Origin of the sequence: Alicyclobacillus contaminans DSM 17975, assembly GCF_000429525.1 — a bacterium.
GTDB classification, from domain to species: domain Bacteria; phylum Bacillota; class Bacilli; order Alicyclobacillales; family Alicyclobacillaceae; genus Alicyclobacillus_A; species Alicyclobacillus_A contaminans.
On sequence record NZ_AUCA01000016.1, the window covers coordinates 34082 to 50494 of the forward strand.

General features: G+C 62.0%; 13 protein-coding genes. 1 reads left to right on the forward strand and 12 read right to left on the reverse strand.

The window, feature by feature from the left end:
• Window position 1 precedes the first annotated feature (1 nt).
• The 11 genes from rlmN to G463_RS0108290 form a co-directional block, all read right to left on the reverse strand.
• On the reverse strand, window positions 2–1042 hold the full coding sequence (gene rlmN, locus G463_RS0108240) for a dual-specificity RNA methyltransferase RlmN (protein WP_026974786.1): 1041 nt from the start codon (window positions 1040–1042) through the stop codon (window positions 2–4).
• A gap of 68 nt (window positions 1043–1110) precedes the next feature.
• Window positions 1111–2487 carry a 16S rRNA (cytosine(967)-C(5))-methyltransferase RsmB gene (gene rsmB, locus G463_RS0108245; protein ID WP_026974787.1) on the reverse strand — a complete coding sequence of 459 codons (1377 nt, stop codon included), beginning with the start codon at window positions 2485–2487 and terminating at the stop codon, window positions 1111–1113.
• Window positions 2484–3458: a methionyl-tRNA formyltransferase gene (gene fmt / locus G463_RS0108250; protein WP_035486330.1), complete on the reverse strand. Its 975-nt coding sequence runs from the start codon at window positions 3456–3458 to the stop codon at window positions 2484–2486. The genes rsmB and fmt overlap by 4 nt, the downstream gene beginning before the upstream one ends.
• On the reverse strand, window positions 3455–3934 hold the full coding sequence (def, locus tag G463_RS0108255) for a peptide deformylase (RefSeq protein ID WP_026974789.1): 480 nt from the start codon (window positions 3932–3934) through the stop codon (window positions 3455–3457). Before def ends, fmt begins: the two co-directional genes overlap by 4 nt.
• A gap of 79 nt (window positions 3935–4013) precedes the next feature.
• Window positions 4014–6449 (reverse strand): primosomal protein N', encoded by a 2436-nt coding sequence (gene priA, locus G463_RS0108260; RefSeq protein ID WP_051322090.1) that lies wholly within the window; start codon window positions 6447–6449, stop codon window positions 4014–4016.
• Between the two features lies 1 nt (window position 6450).
• A complete protein-coding gene (gene coaBC, locus G463_RS0108265; protein ID WP_026974791.1) occupies window positions 6451–7671 on the reverse strand; it encodes a bifunctional phosphopantothenoylcysteine decarboxylase/phosphopantothenate--cysteine ligase CoaBC in 1221 nt (406 codons plus the stop codon).
• 135 nt (window positions 7672–7806) lie between these two features.
• Window positions 7807–8013 carry a DNA-directed RNA polymerase subunit omega gene (gene rpoZ / locus G463_RS0108270; RefSeq protein ID WP_026974792.1) on the reverse strand — a complete coding sequence of 69 codons (207 nt, stop codon included), beginning with the start codon at window positions 8011–8013 and terminating at the stop codon, window positions 7807–7809.
• A gap of 86 nt (window positions 8014–8099) precedes the next feature.
• On the reverse strand, window positions 8100–8705 hold the full coding sequence (gene gmk / locus G463_RS0108275; RefSeq protein ID WP_026974793.1) for a guanylate kinase: 606 nt from the start codon (window positions 8703–8705) through the stop codon (window positions 8100–8102).
• A 5-nt stretch (window positions 8706–8710) separates the two neighbouring features.
• The gene (remA, locus tag G463_RS0108280) at window positions 8711–8977 is read right to left on the reverse strand and encodes an extracellular matrix/biofilm regulator RemA (RefSeq protein ID WP_026974794.1); all 267 of its coding nucleotides are present in this window, start codon (window positions 8975–8977) and stop codon (window positions 8711–8713) included.
• Between the two features lie 61 nt (window positions 8978–9038).
• Window positions 9039–9917, reverse strand: a complete 879-nt coding sequence (locus G463_RS0108285) for a YicC/YloC family endoribonuclease (RefSeq protein ID WP_026974795.1) — start codon at window positions 9915–9917, stop codon at window positions 9039–9041.
• A 176-nt stretch (window positions 9918–10093) separates the two neighbouring features.
• The gene (locus G463_RS0108290) at window positions 10094–12796 is read right to left on the reverse strand and encodes a calcium-translocating P-type ATPase, SERCA-type (protein WP_026974796.1); all 2703 of its coding nucleotides are present in this window, start codon (window positions 12794–12796) and stop codon (window positions 10094–10096) included.
• A 302-nt stretch (window positions 12797–13098) separates the two neighbouring features.
• Here G463_RS0108290 and G463_RS0108295 point away from each other — a divergent pair, with 302 nt between their 5' ends.
• Window positions 13099–14871, forward strand: a complete 1773-nt coding sequence (locus G463_RS0108295; protein WP_026974797.1) for an Rqc2 family fibronectin-binding protein — start codon at window positions 13099–13101, stop codon at window positions 14869–14871.
• Here G463_RS0108295 and G463_RS0108300 read toward each other — a convergent pair.
• A complete protein-coding gene (locus tag G463_RS0108300; protein WP_169725447.1) occupies window positions 14860–16344 on the reverse strand; it encodes a DUF2254 family protein in 1485 nt (494 codons plus the stop codon). The two genes, G463_RS0108295 and G463_RS0108300, sit on opposite strands and share 12 nt — an antisense overlap.
• Between the last annotated feature and the right edge of the window lie 69 nt (window positions 16345–16413).

Genomic DNA, 16413 nt, shown 5'->3' on the forward strand with positions numbered 1-16413 from the left:
TTTACACCGTCCCGGCGTGTTCCGCCCGCAATTGACCGCAGGCAGCCGAAATGTCGTGCCCCATCTCCCGGCGAACCGTTGCGTTCACGCCGAGATTTCGCAGTTCGGTCAGAAACGCCTGGATCTCTTCCTTCGGCGTCCGTTGGTAATTGCGCTCCGGCACGTAGTTGACCGGGATGAGGTTGACGTGGCTCGGCAAATCCCGCAGCAACTCCGCCAATCGACGGGCGTCTTCCAAACTATCGTTCTTTCCGCCAATCAACGCGTATTCAAAGGAAATCCGTTTGCCCGTCTTCTCATGATAATAGTGGCAGGCCTCGAGCAGTTTCGCAATCGGATACGCCTTGTTCACCGGCATCATGGCCGAGCGCTGCTCATCCGTTGCCGCGTGCAGCGAGACCGCCAACGTGATGGGCCGTCCGTCGTCGGCCAGTCTCCGGATGCCCGGCACCAGGCCGACGGTGGAAATGGTGATGTGGCGCTGGCCGATGTTGAGCCCGTTCGGATCGTTGACGATGTCAATGAATTTCATGGCCGCGTCGTAATTGTCCATGGGTTCCCCGGATCCCATCAACACGATGGAGGAGACGCGCTCTCCGGACTCATCCAACAGGCGCTGGCTGTACAGCAGCTGTTCCACCATTTCACCCGCCGTCATCTGGCGGATCATGCCGCCGAGCGTGGAGGCGCAGAAGGTGCATCCCATTTTGCAACCAACCTGCGTGGAGACGCACACGCTGTTGCCATAATCGTGCCGCATCAACACCGTCTCCACCGTCACATCGTCCGTCCATCCGAGGAGGAACTTCACCGTTCCGTCCACGCGCGACACCTGTCGAGTGATCTCTCGCGCGGTACCGAGTTTCGCTTCGGCGCTCAAGCGCTCGCGCAACGCTTTGGGCAGGTTGGTCATCTCGTCAAAGGATGTGACGCGATGCTGATATAACCATTGGAAAATTTGTTTGGCGCGGTACTTGGGCTCGCCCATGTCGGCCAACCACTGTTCCATTTCCGCCAGTGTCATATTGTACAGGTGCGTCATCGTCAGAGCTCCTTGTCGTCCGTGCCGGGCTTCGCGCCGCCGGCCCGCTTGGCGCAGCGGCCCATCCCTCACGGGTTCTTCTTCATCAAACGCGCATAGAAAAAGCCATCCGTGCCAAATTCGTCAGGGCGAATCAACAAGCGTCCCATCCGGGCACCATCCCGCAGCGGCGGTGGCAACGAAGGCAGATGGACGCCGGCCCATTCCAGATGGGCGTCCCCGTCGTCGAGCACGGACTGCACGACGTCCTCGTTTTCCTCCGGCAGCAGCGTGCAGGTGGCGTATAGAACAACGCCGCCTGGCTTGACGAGCCTGGCCGCCGCACGGAGCAACTGCCGCTGCAAGTCCGCGAGGGACGCCACGTCCTCAGGGGTGCGGCGCCACCGAATGTCCGGCCGGTGCCGGAGCACTCCGAGGCCGGAGCAGGGCGCATCCAGCAGCACGGCGTCGAACTGCCCCGCAAACCCGGGTCTGTCCGGCAACGACCGGGCATCCGCCAGCAGTGGCCGGATGCATGTGACGCCCATGCGTTCCGCGGCCTGCCGCAGGTGCTGCAGCTTGTGGGCATGGATGTCGCATGCAATCACTTCGCCGACATCGCCCATCTGTTCCGCAATGTGGATGGTCTTGGTCCCTAATCCGGCGCACATATCGAGCACGCGTCCGGCTTTCGGAGGCGCGAGCAACGGAGACGCCAGCATCGCGCCTTCATCCTGGACAGCCACCTCTCCGGTTTGCAGGGCTGGCCACCGAGAGATTTCCACACCTCGGTGAAACCGAATCCCGTCGGGCCAAATCCGGGACGGCTCCGCAATGTCGCCGTACGCTTGTTCAAGCCCTGCGAACACCGTATCTGGCGCCGCCTTCAGACGGTTGACGCGGGCGGAAAAACTGGCTGCCTGGTTGCAGGCCACAGCCAGACGCTCCGCACTCTCCCGGCCAAACGTGCCCGCCCACCGCTCCAGCAGCCACGTTGGATACGAATGCAAAATCCCCATTCGGTCGGCCCACGCGCCGCCCTCCGACGCGGCCTCCCGAAGCCGGTCCAACGGTGCCCCTGGCTGGCGCATGAAGGCCCGCAGCACGCCGTTCACGAATCCCGCCGCCCGACGGGCATGTGCTTTGGCGAGCTCCACGGCGTCGTGGACAGCGGCGTAGGACGGAACCTTTGTCAGATATGTCAATTGATACACAGTCATTCTCAATATGGTCAAAACCGGCGGATCCAAGTCGGACACCGACCGTTGCACCAATGGTTGAAGCAACGTGTCAAGGGACCGCTGCCTCTGCACGGTCCCGTAGACCAACTCCGTGCAAAGCGCACGGTCGCGCCCCTTCAGCCCGCGTTCGTCCAACGCATGCTGAAGGGCCACGTTTACGTATCGATTTCGCATTTCCACGTCCAGCAGCGCTGCAAACGCCGCCATCCGTGCTGCTGCCGTCATGCGTCCACCTCAGTTTTCGAATTGAACACCAGTCCATCGGAGGCCATTCCACGCATCCAGTCCTCCGCGGACATCCGCCGCTTCCCGCTCGGCTGGACGGTCTCCAGGCGAATCCATCCATCCCTCGTGCGCACGCAGACTCCCACCTGCGGATTCCGAACGATGGTTCCCGGCGTCTCGTCCGACAGCGCCACGCCAGCGGGAACGGGCGACGCAGCCAGAATTTTCACCGGTGTGCCCTGCAGGTCGGCCACGGCGCCGGGCAGCGGGGCGAGCGCCCGTACATGGCGCCAAATCTCGGTCGTGCTGCGGCGCCAGTCAATCCATTCGTCCGCCCGGGTGATCTTCTCCGCGTACGTCACTCCCACTTCCGGCTGCGGCGTTGGCACCAGGGTACCCGCCACGTAGTCGGGCAGCACACGGCACAGGAGCGCCGCACCAACGTCCGCCAGTTTGTCGTGCAGGGTACCGGCGTTGTCTTCATCCCGAATCGGCACGCGCTCCACCGCCACCATTGGGCCCGCATCCAGCGCCTTCACCATGACCATCACCGTCACGCCGGTTTCTGCATCTCCGGCCATGATGGCGCGTTGAATGGGCGCAGCACCGCGCCAGCGGGGCAGCAGCGAGGCATGCACATTGAGACAGCCGCAGCGGGGGATGTCCAGCAGCCGCTGGGGAAGCAACTGTCCGTACGCAGCCGTGACAATCACATCCGGCGCCAGTTCCGCAAGCTCGGCCAGCGTCTCCGGCGCTCCGGCCCGCACGGGCTGCAGCACCGGAATCCCAAGCGACTCCGCGGCCACCTTTACAGGTGGCGGCGTCACCACCCGCTTACGCCCCACCGGCCTGTCCGGCTGTGTCACCGCCGCCACCACCTGACACGCAGGATGTGAAGCCAGCGCCCGCAGGCTTGGCAGCGCAAAATCCGGTGTTCCCATGAACACCACTCGGATGTTCCCCGCGGTCATCGGCGCGACTCCTTTTCGTACACGATATCCTCCGCCTTCACGTAATCCGTGAACAAAATCCCGTTCAGATGGTCTACCTCATGCTGGATGCAGCGCGCCAGCAGTCCTTCCGCGTCCATCTCCACCGTCTCCCCGGACCGTTGCGTGAATTTCACGCGGATGTGACTGGCACGGGTGACCGGACCGCGGATGCCGGGCAGCGACAGACATCCTTCATAATCGGTCTGCGATCCGGATGATGAAAGAATCTCCGGATTGATGAGATCGAGGCGCCCGTTGTCGTCGCCGACGTCCACCACCACGAGGCGCTTTGCAATACCAATTTGGTTGGCGGCCAAGCCAATCCCTTCCGCATGGTACATGGTCTCCGCCATGTCGTCCAGCAATTTGAGGATGGCGGGTGTGACCTCCGGCACGGGTTTGGCAATCTGACGCAGCACAGGATCTTCTCCGGTCCGAATGATTCTGATTGACAACGAACAGTCTCCTTTCAACCGCATATGTCCAGGGGTGGCGAGCCATTTCCGACCGCCGACCCGCGAAAGCCGATTGGATTCAGATGCGTCCCGCGTTCACATCCAAGCTGCAGAATCCACCGAGGGGCCGCATTTTGTCATCCACCACGTGGAAGGCGGACAGGATGGGCGAGCGCACATCAAACCATTGTGAATACTTTACCACAACTTGAAATCGGTATTGGTCCTCGACTCGTTCCACACCGGCCGGGACCGCCGGGAGCACCGTCAACTGCGGGTTTGCGTCCGCGCGCCGGCGCAGTTCCCGCTCAAATCGGCGGGCAGCCCCCTCCGCGTAGCTGCGTTCGCGATGGCTCGCCATGAACACCGCCAATTCGCAGAACGGCGGGTAGCCAAACGCCTCGCGAAGCCGCCGTTCCGTCTGATAAAACGTATTGAAATCATGCCTTGCCGCAGCGGTGATGGCGTAGTGATCCGGTTGATACGTCTGAACCACGGTTCGTCCAGGCACATCCGCGCGCCCCGCCCGTCCTGCCACCTGGGTCAACAGTTGGAAGGTTCGTTCCGACGCCCGGTAATCCGGCACCGCCAACATCGTGTCGGCGGATATGACACCGACGAACGAGACGTTGGGAAAGTCCAGTCCTTTCGCCACCATCTGCGTTCCAATGAGGACGTCGGCAGCACCGTTCAAGAACTGTGAGACGATGGATTGGTGCATACCCTTTCGCCGCGTGGTGTCCACATCCATCCGCAGCAGCCGCCAATCCGGGAACTGTTCATGCAGCACCTGCTCCACCTGCTGCGTACCGACGCCGTGCGGACGCAGGGCCAGTTCGCCGCAAGCCGGACAGGTCTCTGAGTGGTTCTCGGTGTACCCGCAATAATGACAACGCAGCCAATCTCCGTGCCTGCCCCTGTGCAGCGTCAGAGAAATGTCGCAGTTCGGACACTCCGGCACCTGACCGCAGGCGCGGCACAACAGAAACGATGCGTAGCCTCGCCGGTTGAGAAAGAGAATGGCCTGCCGCCCCGCCGCCACCGCCTCTTCCAGTCCTGACAACAATGCGCGGCTGAACAAACTGCGGTTCCCCGCCTTCAGTTCCTCGCGCATATCCACCACCAGGACCGGTGGCAGCGGTTGTCCGTTGGCCCGCTGCGGCAACGTCGCCAACCTCGCTTCACCTGCGGCAACCCGTTCGAGGGCGCGCAGCGACGGCGTGGCCGATCCGCAGACGAGCACCGCGCCTTCCGCTTGCGCGCGCTGCTCGGCGACATCGCGAGCATCGTACCGCGGGGTTTCGTCCTGTTTGTAGGATGGCTCGTGCTCTTCATCGATGATGATTAATTGGAGCGAACGAACCGGCGCGAAGACCGCGGAACGGGCGCCGATGACAATGTCCGCATCGCCGCGGCGGATGCGCAGCCACTCGTCCCGCTTTTCCCCGTTCGACAGCGCAGAGTGCAGCACGGCCACGCGCTGACCGAAGCGCGCCGTAAATCGCCCGACCAACTGCGGCGTCAATGCGATTTCCGGAACCAACACAATGGCGTTGCCACCGCGCTGCAACACAATATCCAGCGCACGCATGTAGAGCTCCGTCTTCCCGCTGCCCGTCACGCCGTGAACCACCACCGTCGAAGGTCGGTTCGCCGCGATCGCATCGCGAATCTGGTCCAGCGCCCGCGCCTGCCACACGGTCAACGGCTGCTCCCGCGTCCTGTCCTCCGTGACCATCGGCTGTGGGCTCCGGTGCACCTGGCGTTCGGCCACGGCCACCAGCCCCGCCTGCCGCAGCGCCTGCACCGCCGGCGAAGAAGGCCGCATGCCGACCGCCTTCAGCGGCAGTTCCCCCGCATCCAGCAATTGAGCCAATACACTCGCCTGCCGCGGCGCGCGTTGCCGCCGCGCCGCCAGAGCATCGCACAGCGCCGCCGCGTCCACGACGGGGCGCAGCACGAATTCCGTCTGCGCCCCGGTCTGATCTTTGTGTGCCACTTGCTCGCGCACCAACCCGGTGCGGATCCACCGTTCCAACACCCACGCCGCGTCGGCGCCGCAGCGCGCCGTCAACTGGTGAAATGACAGCGGGCCGCCGCGAAGCACACGCCAGACCTTTTCCTCCACCGCATCCCCCGGCTCCCACTGGGCACCGCCGCTCCACGCGTACACCCGGCGCTGCTGCATGCGAAACGCCGCCGGCAGAGCGGCCTGAATCGCATCCACCCATGTGCACCCGTAGCGTTGGCGCACCCAGTCGCACAGCGCGAGCAGCGTCGGCGGCAGAACGGGAAACTCGTCCAACAACTCGAGCACGGGCTTCAATCCCTGCGCCGAATCCGCCTCGCGTTTGCGAATCACATACGCTTGCCGGTACTGCTTTCCAAACGAGACGAACACGCGATGCCCCGGCTGAATCACATCCGCCCAGACATCCGGGACAAAATAGTCGAACGTTCGGTCGAGGGCGCGGCTTCGCACATCCACCACAACCTCAACGACCACCGCGCTCACGTCAATCGCGCTCCTGCGCTGCGGCCGGTTTCCTGTGCAGGACGTCAACCACCTGATCCAAGAGAGCGTTCGCGACCTCGAATTTGGACATCAGCGGCAGCACAACATCCGCACCGTTTCTACGCACCAGAGTCACGCGATTGGTGTCCACGCCGAACCCGGCCCCCGCCTCGGTGACGTCGTTCACCACCACGAGGTCCAGGTTCTTTTGTTCCAGTTTTTTCCTACCCTGTTCCACCGCATCCTGCGTCTCCGCTGCAAATCCCACAAAAACCTGATGAGGTCGTTTATCACGGGCGACCGTTGCCAACACGTCCGGCGTCGGCTCCAGCGTCAAGGTGGGGATGCCGTTCGACTTCTTCCACTTGTGCGCCAGGCGCTCCGTAGGCCGGAAGTCCGCCGGCGCCGCCGCTCCAATGAGCACATCCGCCGTCGGCATCTGTTCCTGAACCGCCGCCAGCAGATCTTCGGTGGAGCGGATCCGAATGAACTCGGCGCCCGCCACCGGAGGCAGCGCCGTGGGACCCGAGATGAGACAGACCGACGCTCCCCGCTGTCGCGCCGCCTCCGCGATGGCGTAGCCCATCTTTCCGGTGGACCCGTTGCTCAGATACCGCACCGGATCCAGATCCTCCACCGTCGGACCGGCGGTCACCACCACCCGCAATCCACCGAGGTCCTGCCGCGCCTCCAACAACCGCTCAATCGCTGCCACTACGTCCTCCGGTTCCGGCAGGCGTCCTTTGCCGGTCCATCCGCAGGCGAGCAAACCGGTGCCAGGTTCCATCACGTACACACCGCGCCGCCGCAGCAGCGCCACATTGTCCACCACCGCCGGGTGCGCGAACATGTTGACGTTCATCGCCGGCACCACCAGCACCGGACAGCGCGCCGCCAGCGCCATCGTGGACAACATGTCGTCCGCAAGGCCATGCGCCAACTTGGCGATGGTGTTGGCGGTCGCTGGGGCAACGACGAATACGTCCGCCCGGTCCGCTATGGCGATGTGTGCTATCTCATGCGGATTCGGTTCCTCAAACGTGTCTGTCAATACCGGATTGCGACTCAGCGCCTGAAACGTCAGCGGCCCGACAAACCGGGTCGCGTGTTCGGTCATGACCACGTGTACATCGTGTCCTTGCTTCACCAGGGTGCTGCAGATGGACGCCGCTTTGTACGCCGCAATCCCCCCGCTCACACCGAGCAAAATGGTCTTCGCCATCGCCGATTCCCCCCTCGTGGTGCCCCCATGCCGCCAACGCGGAATCACTGACGAGGCACGGTGCAGGCACGGAAAGCCTGACGTAAAAAAGAACAACCGGACGGTTGTTCCAGCGATGCGTATCTCTGTCGATGTTTACTTAATTCCGTCGCGAGTCCGGAAGTACTTCACCTGACCGTTCGCAATCTCCCACAGCGCGCGGCTCACGTTCCGCGTGGTCGACGATCCGGGGCTGGCCGCTTCCCGTTCCTGCAGGGCGCGCGCCCGCTTCGAGGTGGCAACCACCAGACTGTACTTGCTATCGACCAGTTCCATCAATCGGTCAATGGATGGATACAACATGGTCCTGACAACCCCTTTCCGACGCGAAGTCTTCGTGTCCACCCCGTGCATGTGCAGCCGGGAGGCCGACTTCTTTGCAATCATGATCACCATTCAGAGAGCAGATACAGGTTGCGCGACACGCTGCAGTGCTCCGCCTCAATGATGGCCTCCACGCGTTGACATGCCGCTTCAACCACATCGTTGACCACCACGTAATTGTACTCCTTCATCATCTGCAGCTCGTGGCGGGCAGCGCCGAATCGCTTTTGAAACGACTCTTCGGTTTCCGTACCCCGCCCCAAGATGCGGGCTTCCAACTCCGTGGCGGACGGAGGGATCAAAAAGATGAATACCCCATCCGGATAGGTCTGTTTGACCTGCATTGCCCCCTGAATATCAATCTCCAATAGAACATCATACCCCGCTGCCAGCTTGGTTTCCACAAAGCTGCGCGGCGTCCCGTAATAATTATCGTACACCTTGGCCCATTCCAACAACTCCTGGTTAGCAATCATGGCTTCGAAAGTGTTCTCGGTCTCGAAAAAGTAGTTCACCCCATGCACTTCTCCCGGGCGCGGCGCACGCGTCGTGACGGACACAGACAGACACAGTTCCGGTCTGCGCTCCATCAACGCTTTGCACACCGTACCCTTGCCAGCGCCCGAGGGTCCACTCACAACAAACAAAATCCCAGATTTCCGGGTTGTCATCTGCCTCATTCCTCATCGTCCAACATTTGATCCTTGGCGGTCAAGCGATGCGCCACCGTCTCCGGCTGCACCGCCGAAAGGATGACGTGGTCACTGTCCGTGATGATCACCGCGCGCGTCCTGCGTCCGTACGTGGCGTCAATCAGCATGCCACGGTCCCGAGCCTCCTGAATGATCCGCTTGATGGGGGCCGACTCCGGACTGACGATGGAAATGATCCGATTCGCAGACACAATGTTTCCGAATCCGATATTGATCAGTTTGATGCTCACCGCGAAGCTCCCCTTTTCCCGGACCCGCGCCGCCATCGCCGAAACGGCAGAGCAAAGCCCGTCATTCAATGTTTTGAACCTGTTCGCGCAACTGTTCCACGAGCGTTTTCGCATCAATCACCAGCGACGACAGTCGCGCATCCGTCGCTTTACTTCCGATGGTGTTCACTTCGCGATGCATTTCCTGGACAATAAAATCCAACCTGCGCCCCACCGGGCTGCCCGCGGCCAACAAGGACATGAATTCCGACAGGTGGCTCCGCAGGCGAACCAACTCCTCATCCACCGTGCTCCGCTCCGCCAACAGCGCGACCTCGGTCAGCAGCCGGGACTCGTCCACCGCGTCTACCAAATCCCGCAGGCGACGCAGCAACTTGTCGTGAAGCTCGTGGTGCAGGCGGTCGGCCAATTGCTCCATCTGCGCGATGCGCTCTTCCAGCGCGTTTGCCTTGGCGGACAGATCTGCCCCCATTCGCGCACCCTCTCGCCCGCGCATGGCCACCAGCATCTCACAGGCCTGCGACACGGCATCCAGGATTCCCTCCTGCAGCCCGTCGACATCCACCGGCACCGGCATGGACTGCAAAACGTTGGGGTACGTGAGCCATGTCAGCACCGACGGCGGCTTCTCCGCCACCCCCTGTCGCTCCCAGGCCTCCCGCTCAATGTCGCACAAACGGTCAAACATCGACCAGTCCACCATGACCGGCCGCGGCGCCACCGCCGTTTCCTCGACGGTGATGAACACATCGAGACGCCCTCTGGCAATCCGTTGTTTCAACAAAGCCCGTACCGGCTCTTCCACGGCCAACCAGTCTCGTGGGGCCCGGATGGAGAATTCGGCAAATCGATGATTCACGCTGCGGATCTCCACCTTCAACCGGTAATTCCCGTGTTCCACCACCGCTTGTCCAAACCCCGTCATGCTGCACAGTGCCATGGTCGAGCCTCCTCAACGTGATCCTATTCTACTCCACCCATTGCCATGAAGACAAGTTATCTCATCCATGCTCTTGAAAGGTCCGGTTTTCATAAGATTACGCCAAACATCATGAAAGAACGCGAAAAACGGTTGACGATGCCTCGCCGGCATCGTCAACCGCCACCAAATCCCATTCACGCAGCCGCTTTGGCTTTCCACGCTTTGCGGCCGGCCCGACGCAGGGACAGCGCGAAGGTCGGCACCGCCGCAGCCGCCAGGACCACCCCCCAGGCTCCAGGTCCCAGCGGAACGGTCTTGAACACCGCCGACAACGCGGGCACGTATATGGTCAACAGGAACAACACCAGCGACGACGCGACCGCCATCAACAACCAAACGTTGCCGAACAGACTGCGATGGAAAATGCCGCCCTCGACGCTGCGGCAGTCGAAGACGAGAATGAACTGAGACAAGGTCAGAGTGCTGTACGCCATGGTCTGCGCCTCCGCCACGTCGCCGGACGTCCAGAGCGACCACAGAAAGACCGCCAGGGTCGCCAGCCCGATGAGAATGCCGCGGCTGAGGATTTTCAACCACAGACCATTCGCGAAGATCCCTTCGCTGATCTTTCGCGGAGGCCGATTCATAATCTCCTCTTCGGCGGGATCGACCCCGAGTGCAATGGCCGGCAATCCGTCGGTGACCAGGTTCACCCAGAGAATTTGAATCGGCAGCAGCGGAAGAGGCAATCCCGCCAGCATAGCCGCAAACATGGTCACGATTTCTCCCACGTTGCTGGCCAACAGGTAGCGTATGAATTTCTTGATATTGTCGTAGATACCGCGTCCTTCTTCGACGGCCGCGACAATCGTCGCAAAGTTGTCGTCCGCGAGCACCAATGCCGACGCTTCCTTGGCCACATCGGTGCCGGTCATCCCCATCGCGATGCCGATATCGGCCTGCTTGATGGCCGGCGCGTCGTTCACGCCGTCTCCCGTCATGGCCACAATTTCGCCGTTGGCCTGAAGCGCTCTCACAATGCGCAATTTGTGCTCCGGCGTGACGCGCGCGTACACATACGTGTGTTCCACCGCCCGGCGCAGCGCATCGTCATCTAATCCATCGAGTTCCGCGCCGGACAATACGCGGCCCTCCGCCGGCAGAATGTCCAGTTGGCGGGCGATGGCGGTCGCCGTTTCCTGGTGATCGCCCGTGATCATCACCGTTCGAATGCCGGCCGTGTGGCATTTGCGGATGGCCTCAAACACTTCTTCGCGCGGCGGATCCATCATGCCGCACATGCCCACAAACACGAGGTTGGATTCCGGATCTTTCTCCGACTTTGCCGCTTCGACGCTGCGAAATCGGCGATACGCGAACGCCAGGTTGCGCAACGCGGATCCCGCCATTTTCTGATTTGCCTGCAGCGCCTGTTTCCGCAAACTGGAGGACATGGGCTCCTCCCGCCCGCCGGACAACGCGTGCGTGCACCGCTCCAACAGGACGTCCGGGGCTCCCTTCGTGAGCAGATATACCTCGTCGCCGCGCCGCACCAGCACGGACATCAATTTGCGATCCGAGTCGAACGGCAATTCGTCCAGCCGTTCGTACACTGCTTCCGGGTTGTCGAAGCCCGCCTTGCGGGCCAGCACGAGCAGCGCGCCTTCGGTGGGATCGCCCTCGCACTGCCATTCCTCGCCGCCATCGACCTTCTGCAGCTTCATCACGGCGTTGTTGCACGCCGCAGCAATTTCCACCAACCACTTGAGCGCCGGGCGGCGCAGCGGCTGGATGGGCGTATTCTCGTACAGGAACTCCCCGACCGGCTGATAACCGGCCCCGCTCACCTGGTACCACTCGCCGTTCGCAAACACGCGCTGCACGGTCATCCGGTTCTGCGTCAGGGTGCCCGTTTTGTCAGAGCAAACCACGCTGGCGCAGCCGAGTGTTTCCACCGACGGGAGTTTGCGAACGATGGCGTGCCGCTTGATCATGCGCTGCACACCGAGCGCCAGAGCAATCGTCACAATCGCCGGCAGTCCTTCCGGAATGGCGGCCACGGCCAAACTCACGCCGGCGAGGAACATTTCATACAGTTTATGGCCGTGAAGCACACCGGTCACCACCACCAGCAGCGTGATGGCGAGCGCGACCCACACCAGGACCTTGCCCAGTTGATCCAGCCGGCGCTGAAGCGGCGTGAGGGTTTCTTCGGATTGCTGCATCAACCCGGCAATCTTGCCCATTTCCGTGTTCATCCCGATGCCCGTCACCAGCACTTCGGCTTTGCCGCGCGTCACGAGCGTGCCCATGTACACCATGTTGACCCGGTCGCCGAGCGCGGAGACAGGATCCACGATGGCCTGCGCCTGTTTTGTCACGGGCACCGATTCGCCGGTCAGCGACGATTCTTCGACATCCAGGCCGTGCGCCTGTAAAATCCGCCCATCGGCAGGCACCCGATCTCCGCCTTCCAGGAGCACGATGTCACCGGGCACCAGGTCGCGAGCGGGGATGGTCGCCACCTGCCCGTCGCGCCGGACGCGCGCCATCGGCGCGGTTAGTTCCTTCAGAGCCGCCAGGGACCGTTCCGCTTTGACTTCTTGGATGAACCCAAGGATGCCGTTGAGCACGATGATGGCGACGATGGTGATGGCATCCGTATACTCACCCAGCAACCCGGAGATCAGGGTCGCCGCGAGCAGAACGAGAATCATGAAATCCCGGAACTGGTTGAAGAAGAGGGTCAGCAGCGATACCTTTTCGCCTTCAATCAATTGGTTCAACCCGTGCGTTTGTCGACGTTCCTCCACTTGCGCCTCGGAGAGCCCGCCGGGCCCGCTCTCCAAGAGACCGAGGCAGTCCTTCGCCGACAGCGAATGCCAGATTTTCTCCACTGGTGCCACCCCTTCGTGATTCCTTGGCGCTTTGCGGCGTCCACGGGTATTGCAGCAGGCGGAGGCGCTGCGAGGAGGCCCGCGGAATGCGTTGGCCGCCGGCCGCCACCGGTCGCGCGTCCGCAAAACGCTCGGTTCCTGTCTCGTAATCTGTATGCTTGTACCGCAGCAAACATGTCCCACGCGCAACCTCGCGGACACCGTGCCACCTGCCGCCGCGCAGCGACTTTTGGTACAGTAGGAACACGGGCCGCTACCGCGGTCCCCACTGCGCGAAACTCGCAAGAAAAGAGAGGTAGCTCATGGACGCATTGACCCTTCACGCCCTGTGCCGGGAACTGTCAGCCAGCCTGGTTGGGGCGCGAGTTGAAAAAATTCACCAACCGAATGCTCGTGAACTGGTCGTGACGCTGCGGACCAAGGACCGGACGGAACGTCTGCTGCTGTCCGCTCACCGCCAGTACGCGAGAGTTCATCTGCTTCACGGAGAACGTCCACAAAATCCGGAAGAACCGCCGATGTTCTGCATGCTCCTCCGAAAGCGGCTGGAGTCGGGCAGGCTCGTGGCCATCCGCCAGCAGGGATGGGACCGAGTGCTGGAACTGGCGTTCGAGGCGCAGAACGACATCGGGGATTTGGTGACGTATCTCCTCATCGTCGAGATGATGGGAAAGCACAGCAACGTGATTCTGACGACCACAGATCCGGACGGGCGCCCGCAGCGCATCATCGACAGCATCGTGCATGTGACGAGGGATATGTCGCGCGTCCGACAGGTGCTCCCGGGGCTTGACTATCAACCAGCTCCACCGCTCAACAAGAGGTCGTTCGACCAGGTCACGGCAGACGATATTGAGCTGCTGGAATTGGCCTCATTGCCCGCCAAGCAACAAAAGCTGAAGCTCAGCCAGTTGGTCGCGGGCATGGGGCCGCTGGCGGCGGCCGAGATTCTGCACCGGGCCGGATCACTGGCGCCGGGCGCCGTTGTCCAGGCCATCCAGCAGGTGTTCCAGGCGGTTCTCCAAGGAGCGGAACCAGCGAGCCTTGGGCTGGATGCGCTTGGCGTTCCGCAAGCCGCCGCGCCGTTTCTCTTAACGCACTTGCCCGCTCACCAGACGATGGCAAGCATCGGCGCTGCGGTGGAGGCGCTGTACCGCGAATGGATGGGGCGCATCCACACGTCGCACATGGCGTCCGAACTGGAGCGAGTGGTCAACCAACACCTGGACAAACTGCGCGGAAAGCGTCAGAAGCTGTTGGAGCAACAGGAGGACAGTCAAGACCACGAACAGCTGCGGATTCGGGGCGAACTGCTCACCGCCTATCCGCATCTCGTGCCAAAGGGTGCCAGCGAGGTGACCCTGCCGAACTTCTACGACGAAGACCGCCCGCTCACCATCGACCTTCATCCGGCGCAAAGCGCCATCGAGAACGCCCAGCGCTACTTCAAGCAGGCGAGCAAAAAGAAGCGGGCGCTGCCACTGCTCGAACAGGAACTGGCACAGGTGGACGACGACATGCGGTATCTGGAAAATGTGCTCGTTCACTTGCAGGACGCCACCCCGAACCAATTGGAAGGGCTTCGCGAGGAATTGGTGAAGGAAGGATTCCTGTCCGAACGGCCGCTTCGGCGGCAACGACGCAAGCCGTCACCGCGGAACAAGCCCGCCACCGGGCAACCGGACACATTCGTCAGCACGGATGGATACACCATTCTGGTGGGACGCAACAATGCTCAGAACGACAGGCTCACCCTGAAGTCCAGCCAGCCCTTCGACGTCTGGTTGCACGTCAAAGACATGCCCGGCAGTCACGTGGTCATTCGCGCGCCGCGCAACCGGCCTGTGCCCGAGCGCACCCTTCACGAAGCGGCGCTGCTGGCCGCGTACTTCAGCAAAGGGCGGGATTCAGCGAACGTGGCGGTGGACTACACCGAGATCCGAAATGTGTGGAAACCCAGCGGAAGCCGTCCAGGCCACGTGCTCTACAAGCATCAGCACACATTGTACGTGACCCCCGACCGGCCGAGCGTGGCCGCCATCATGGCGCGTCAACCCGCGTCGTCAACAACCTGATGGACGTTCATCCTTGGCGCCAAACGATTTTGCACGCGCCACCACGCTCGGCCAGGACCACCCGTCAAACAGGGCCAACACGTGACTCTGGCCCGCCTGCTCCGACGCGGCAAAGTCCATGTCAGCCACGTGGGCGTGCCAAATCCGACAGATCGTTTCCACCGCGTCCACGGCCTGTTCATGCACCCCGAGCAACACCGCGAGTTCCCGTCCCAGCCGCCGCTGCGCCGGCGGCATGGTTTCCTCCCACCACACGGCCCAGCGAGCCACGTCCCGCCGCCCCGCGGACGACACGAACACTTTCCACAATTGAAAGTAGAGAATGAGCCCCGCTTCCTGTTGCGCCGGATTGTGCAGGGCGGCGAGCGTGGACGCGAAGCGTTCGGACAGGAGAAATCCATCCAGCAGGCTGGCGACCGCCGACGGATTTTCGCGGAAAGTCGTTTCACCCACCATGCGAATCACGTCAAACGTGCGCACCGAAAACGTCTCACCGCGCTCACCCTGCGCCGCCGCACAATGGGCGAGGTGATACAGTCGGTCCGCCACCTTGTCCGCGTAAAACACGTGTCCATCCGCCAGAAAATCGCTGAACGTCAGGTGGCGGTACGCGCGAATGACCAACTCCGACGGCTGCCACGCCTGATGGTGAATGTAGTGCTCGCCTTGGACCCGCAGCCCGTCCAGCACCGCATAGATGAGCCCGGTCTCCTTATCTTTGACGGCCACGCTCAGGATTTCCATCCATTGATTGATCAAGTTCTCGTGCACGGTGAGCATCGGATCATCCCGGCGAGCGGGCAGAGGCAACGCCTTGCCGATGTCGAGCAGCGCTTCCACGCAGTGCATGGCGGTCACCGAATCGCTGAACGATGCTGCCCGTTTGGCGATGTCGCAGAGCTGCTCCACGTTGTCCAGAGCACCTCGAAAATTCCCGCGCCGATATGCGCGCTGGTAGTCGCGGAGCACGAGTTCAATGATGCGTTCGGGTTTGAGCAACTGGACCACGGCGTACATGTACAGCAGCAAGCTGACGAAACAGATTGCCACCATCACCAGGTCCGCGCTCATATCGCGGGCCAACGTGGCGGGAAGCGGATCTCGCTCAGGGTCGCGAATGACCGCCATCAAAATAAAACTGTGCATGATGGTCACCAGGTAGAATAAGAACAGAGAGCCGTTGTACGGCAGTCGCATGTAGAAGTCCAGCACGCGGTGCGTGTAGTTGCTGGCCGTCAACTGAATCGCAACCAGAATGATGGAGATGCAGAGCGCCAGAATGGTGGATAGAGAAGAAATGATGGTGTTCAAGTAGTTGCGCGCGGTGTCGGTGTCCCCAAAAAACATCAACGGCGGGTGCAGGAAGACCAACACCAGGATGAGGGCGGACACCAGCACGTGAAACGCCACCGATGACGTGACGCCGCGCACACGGGACCACACGGGGTTGCGCGTCACTCTCGACTCGTTCATCATCTGCACCTCACCTTCAACGCACCGGATAAAAATGGACGTGTACCCGCCGTTCCACTTTCCATCCTG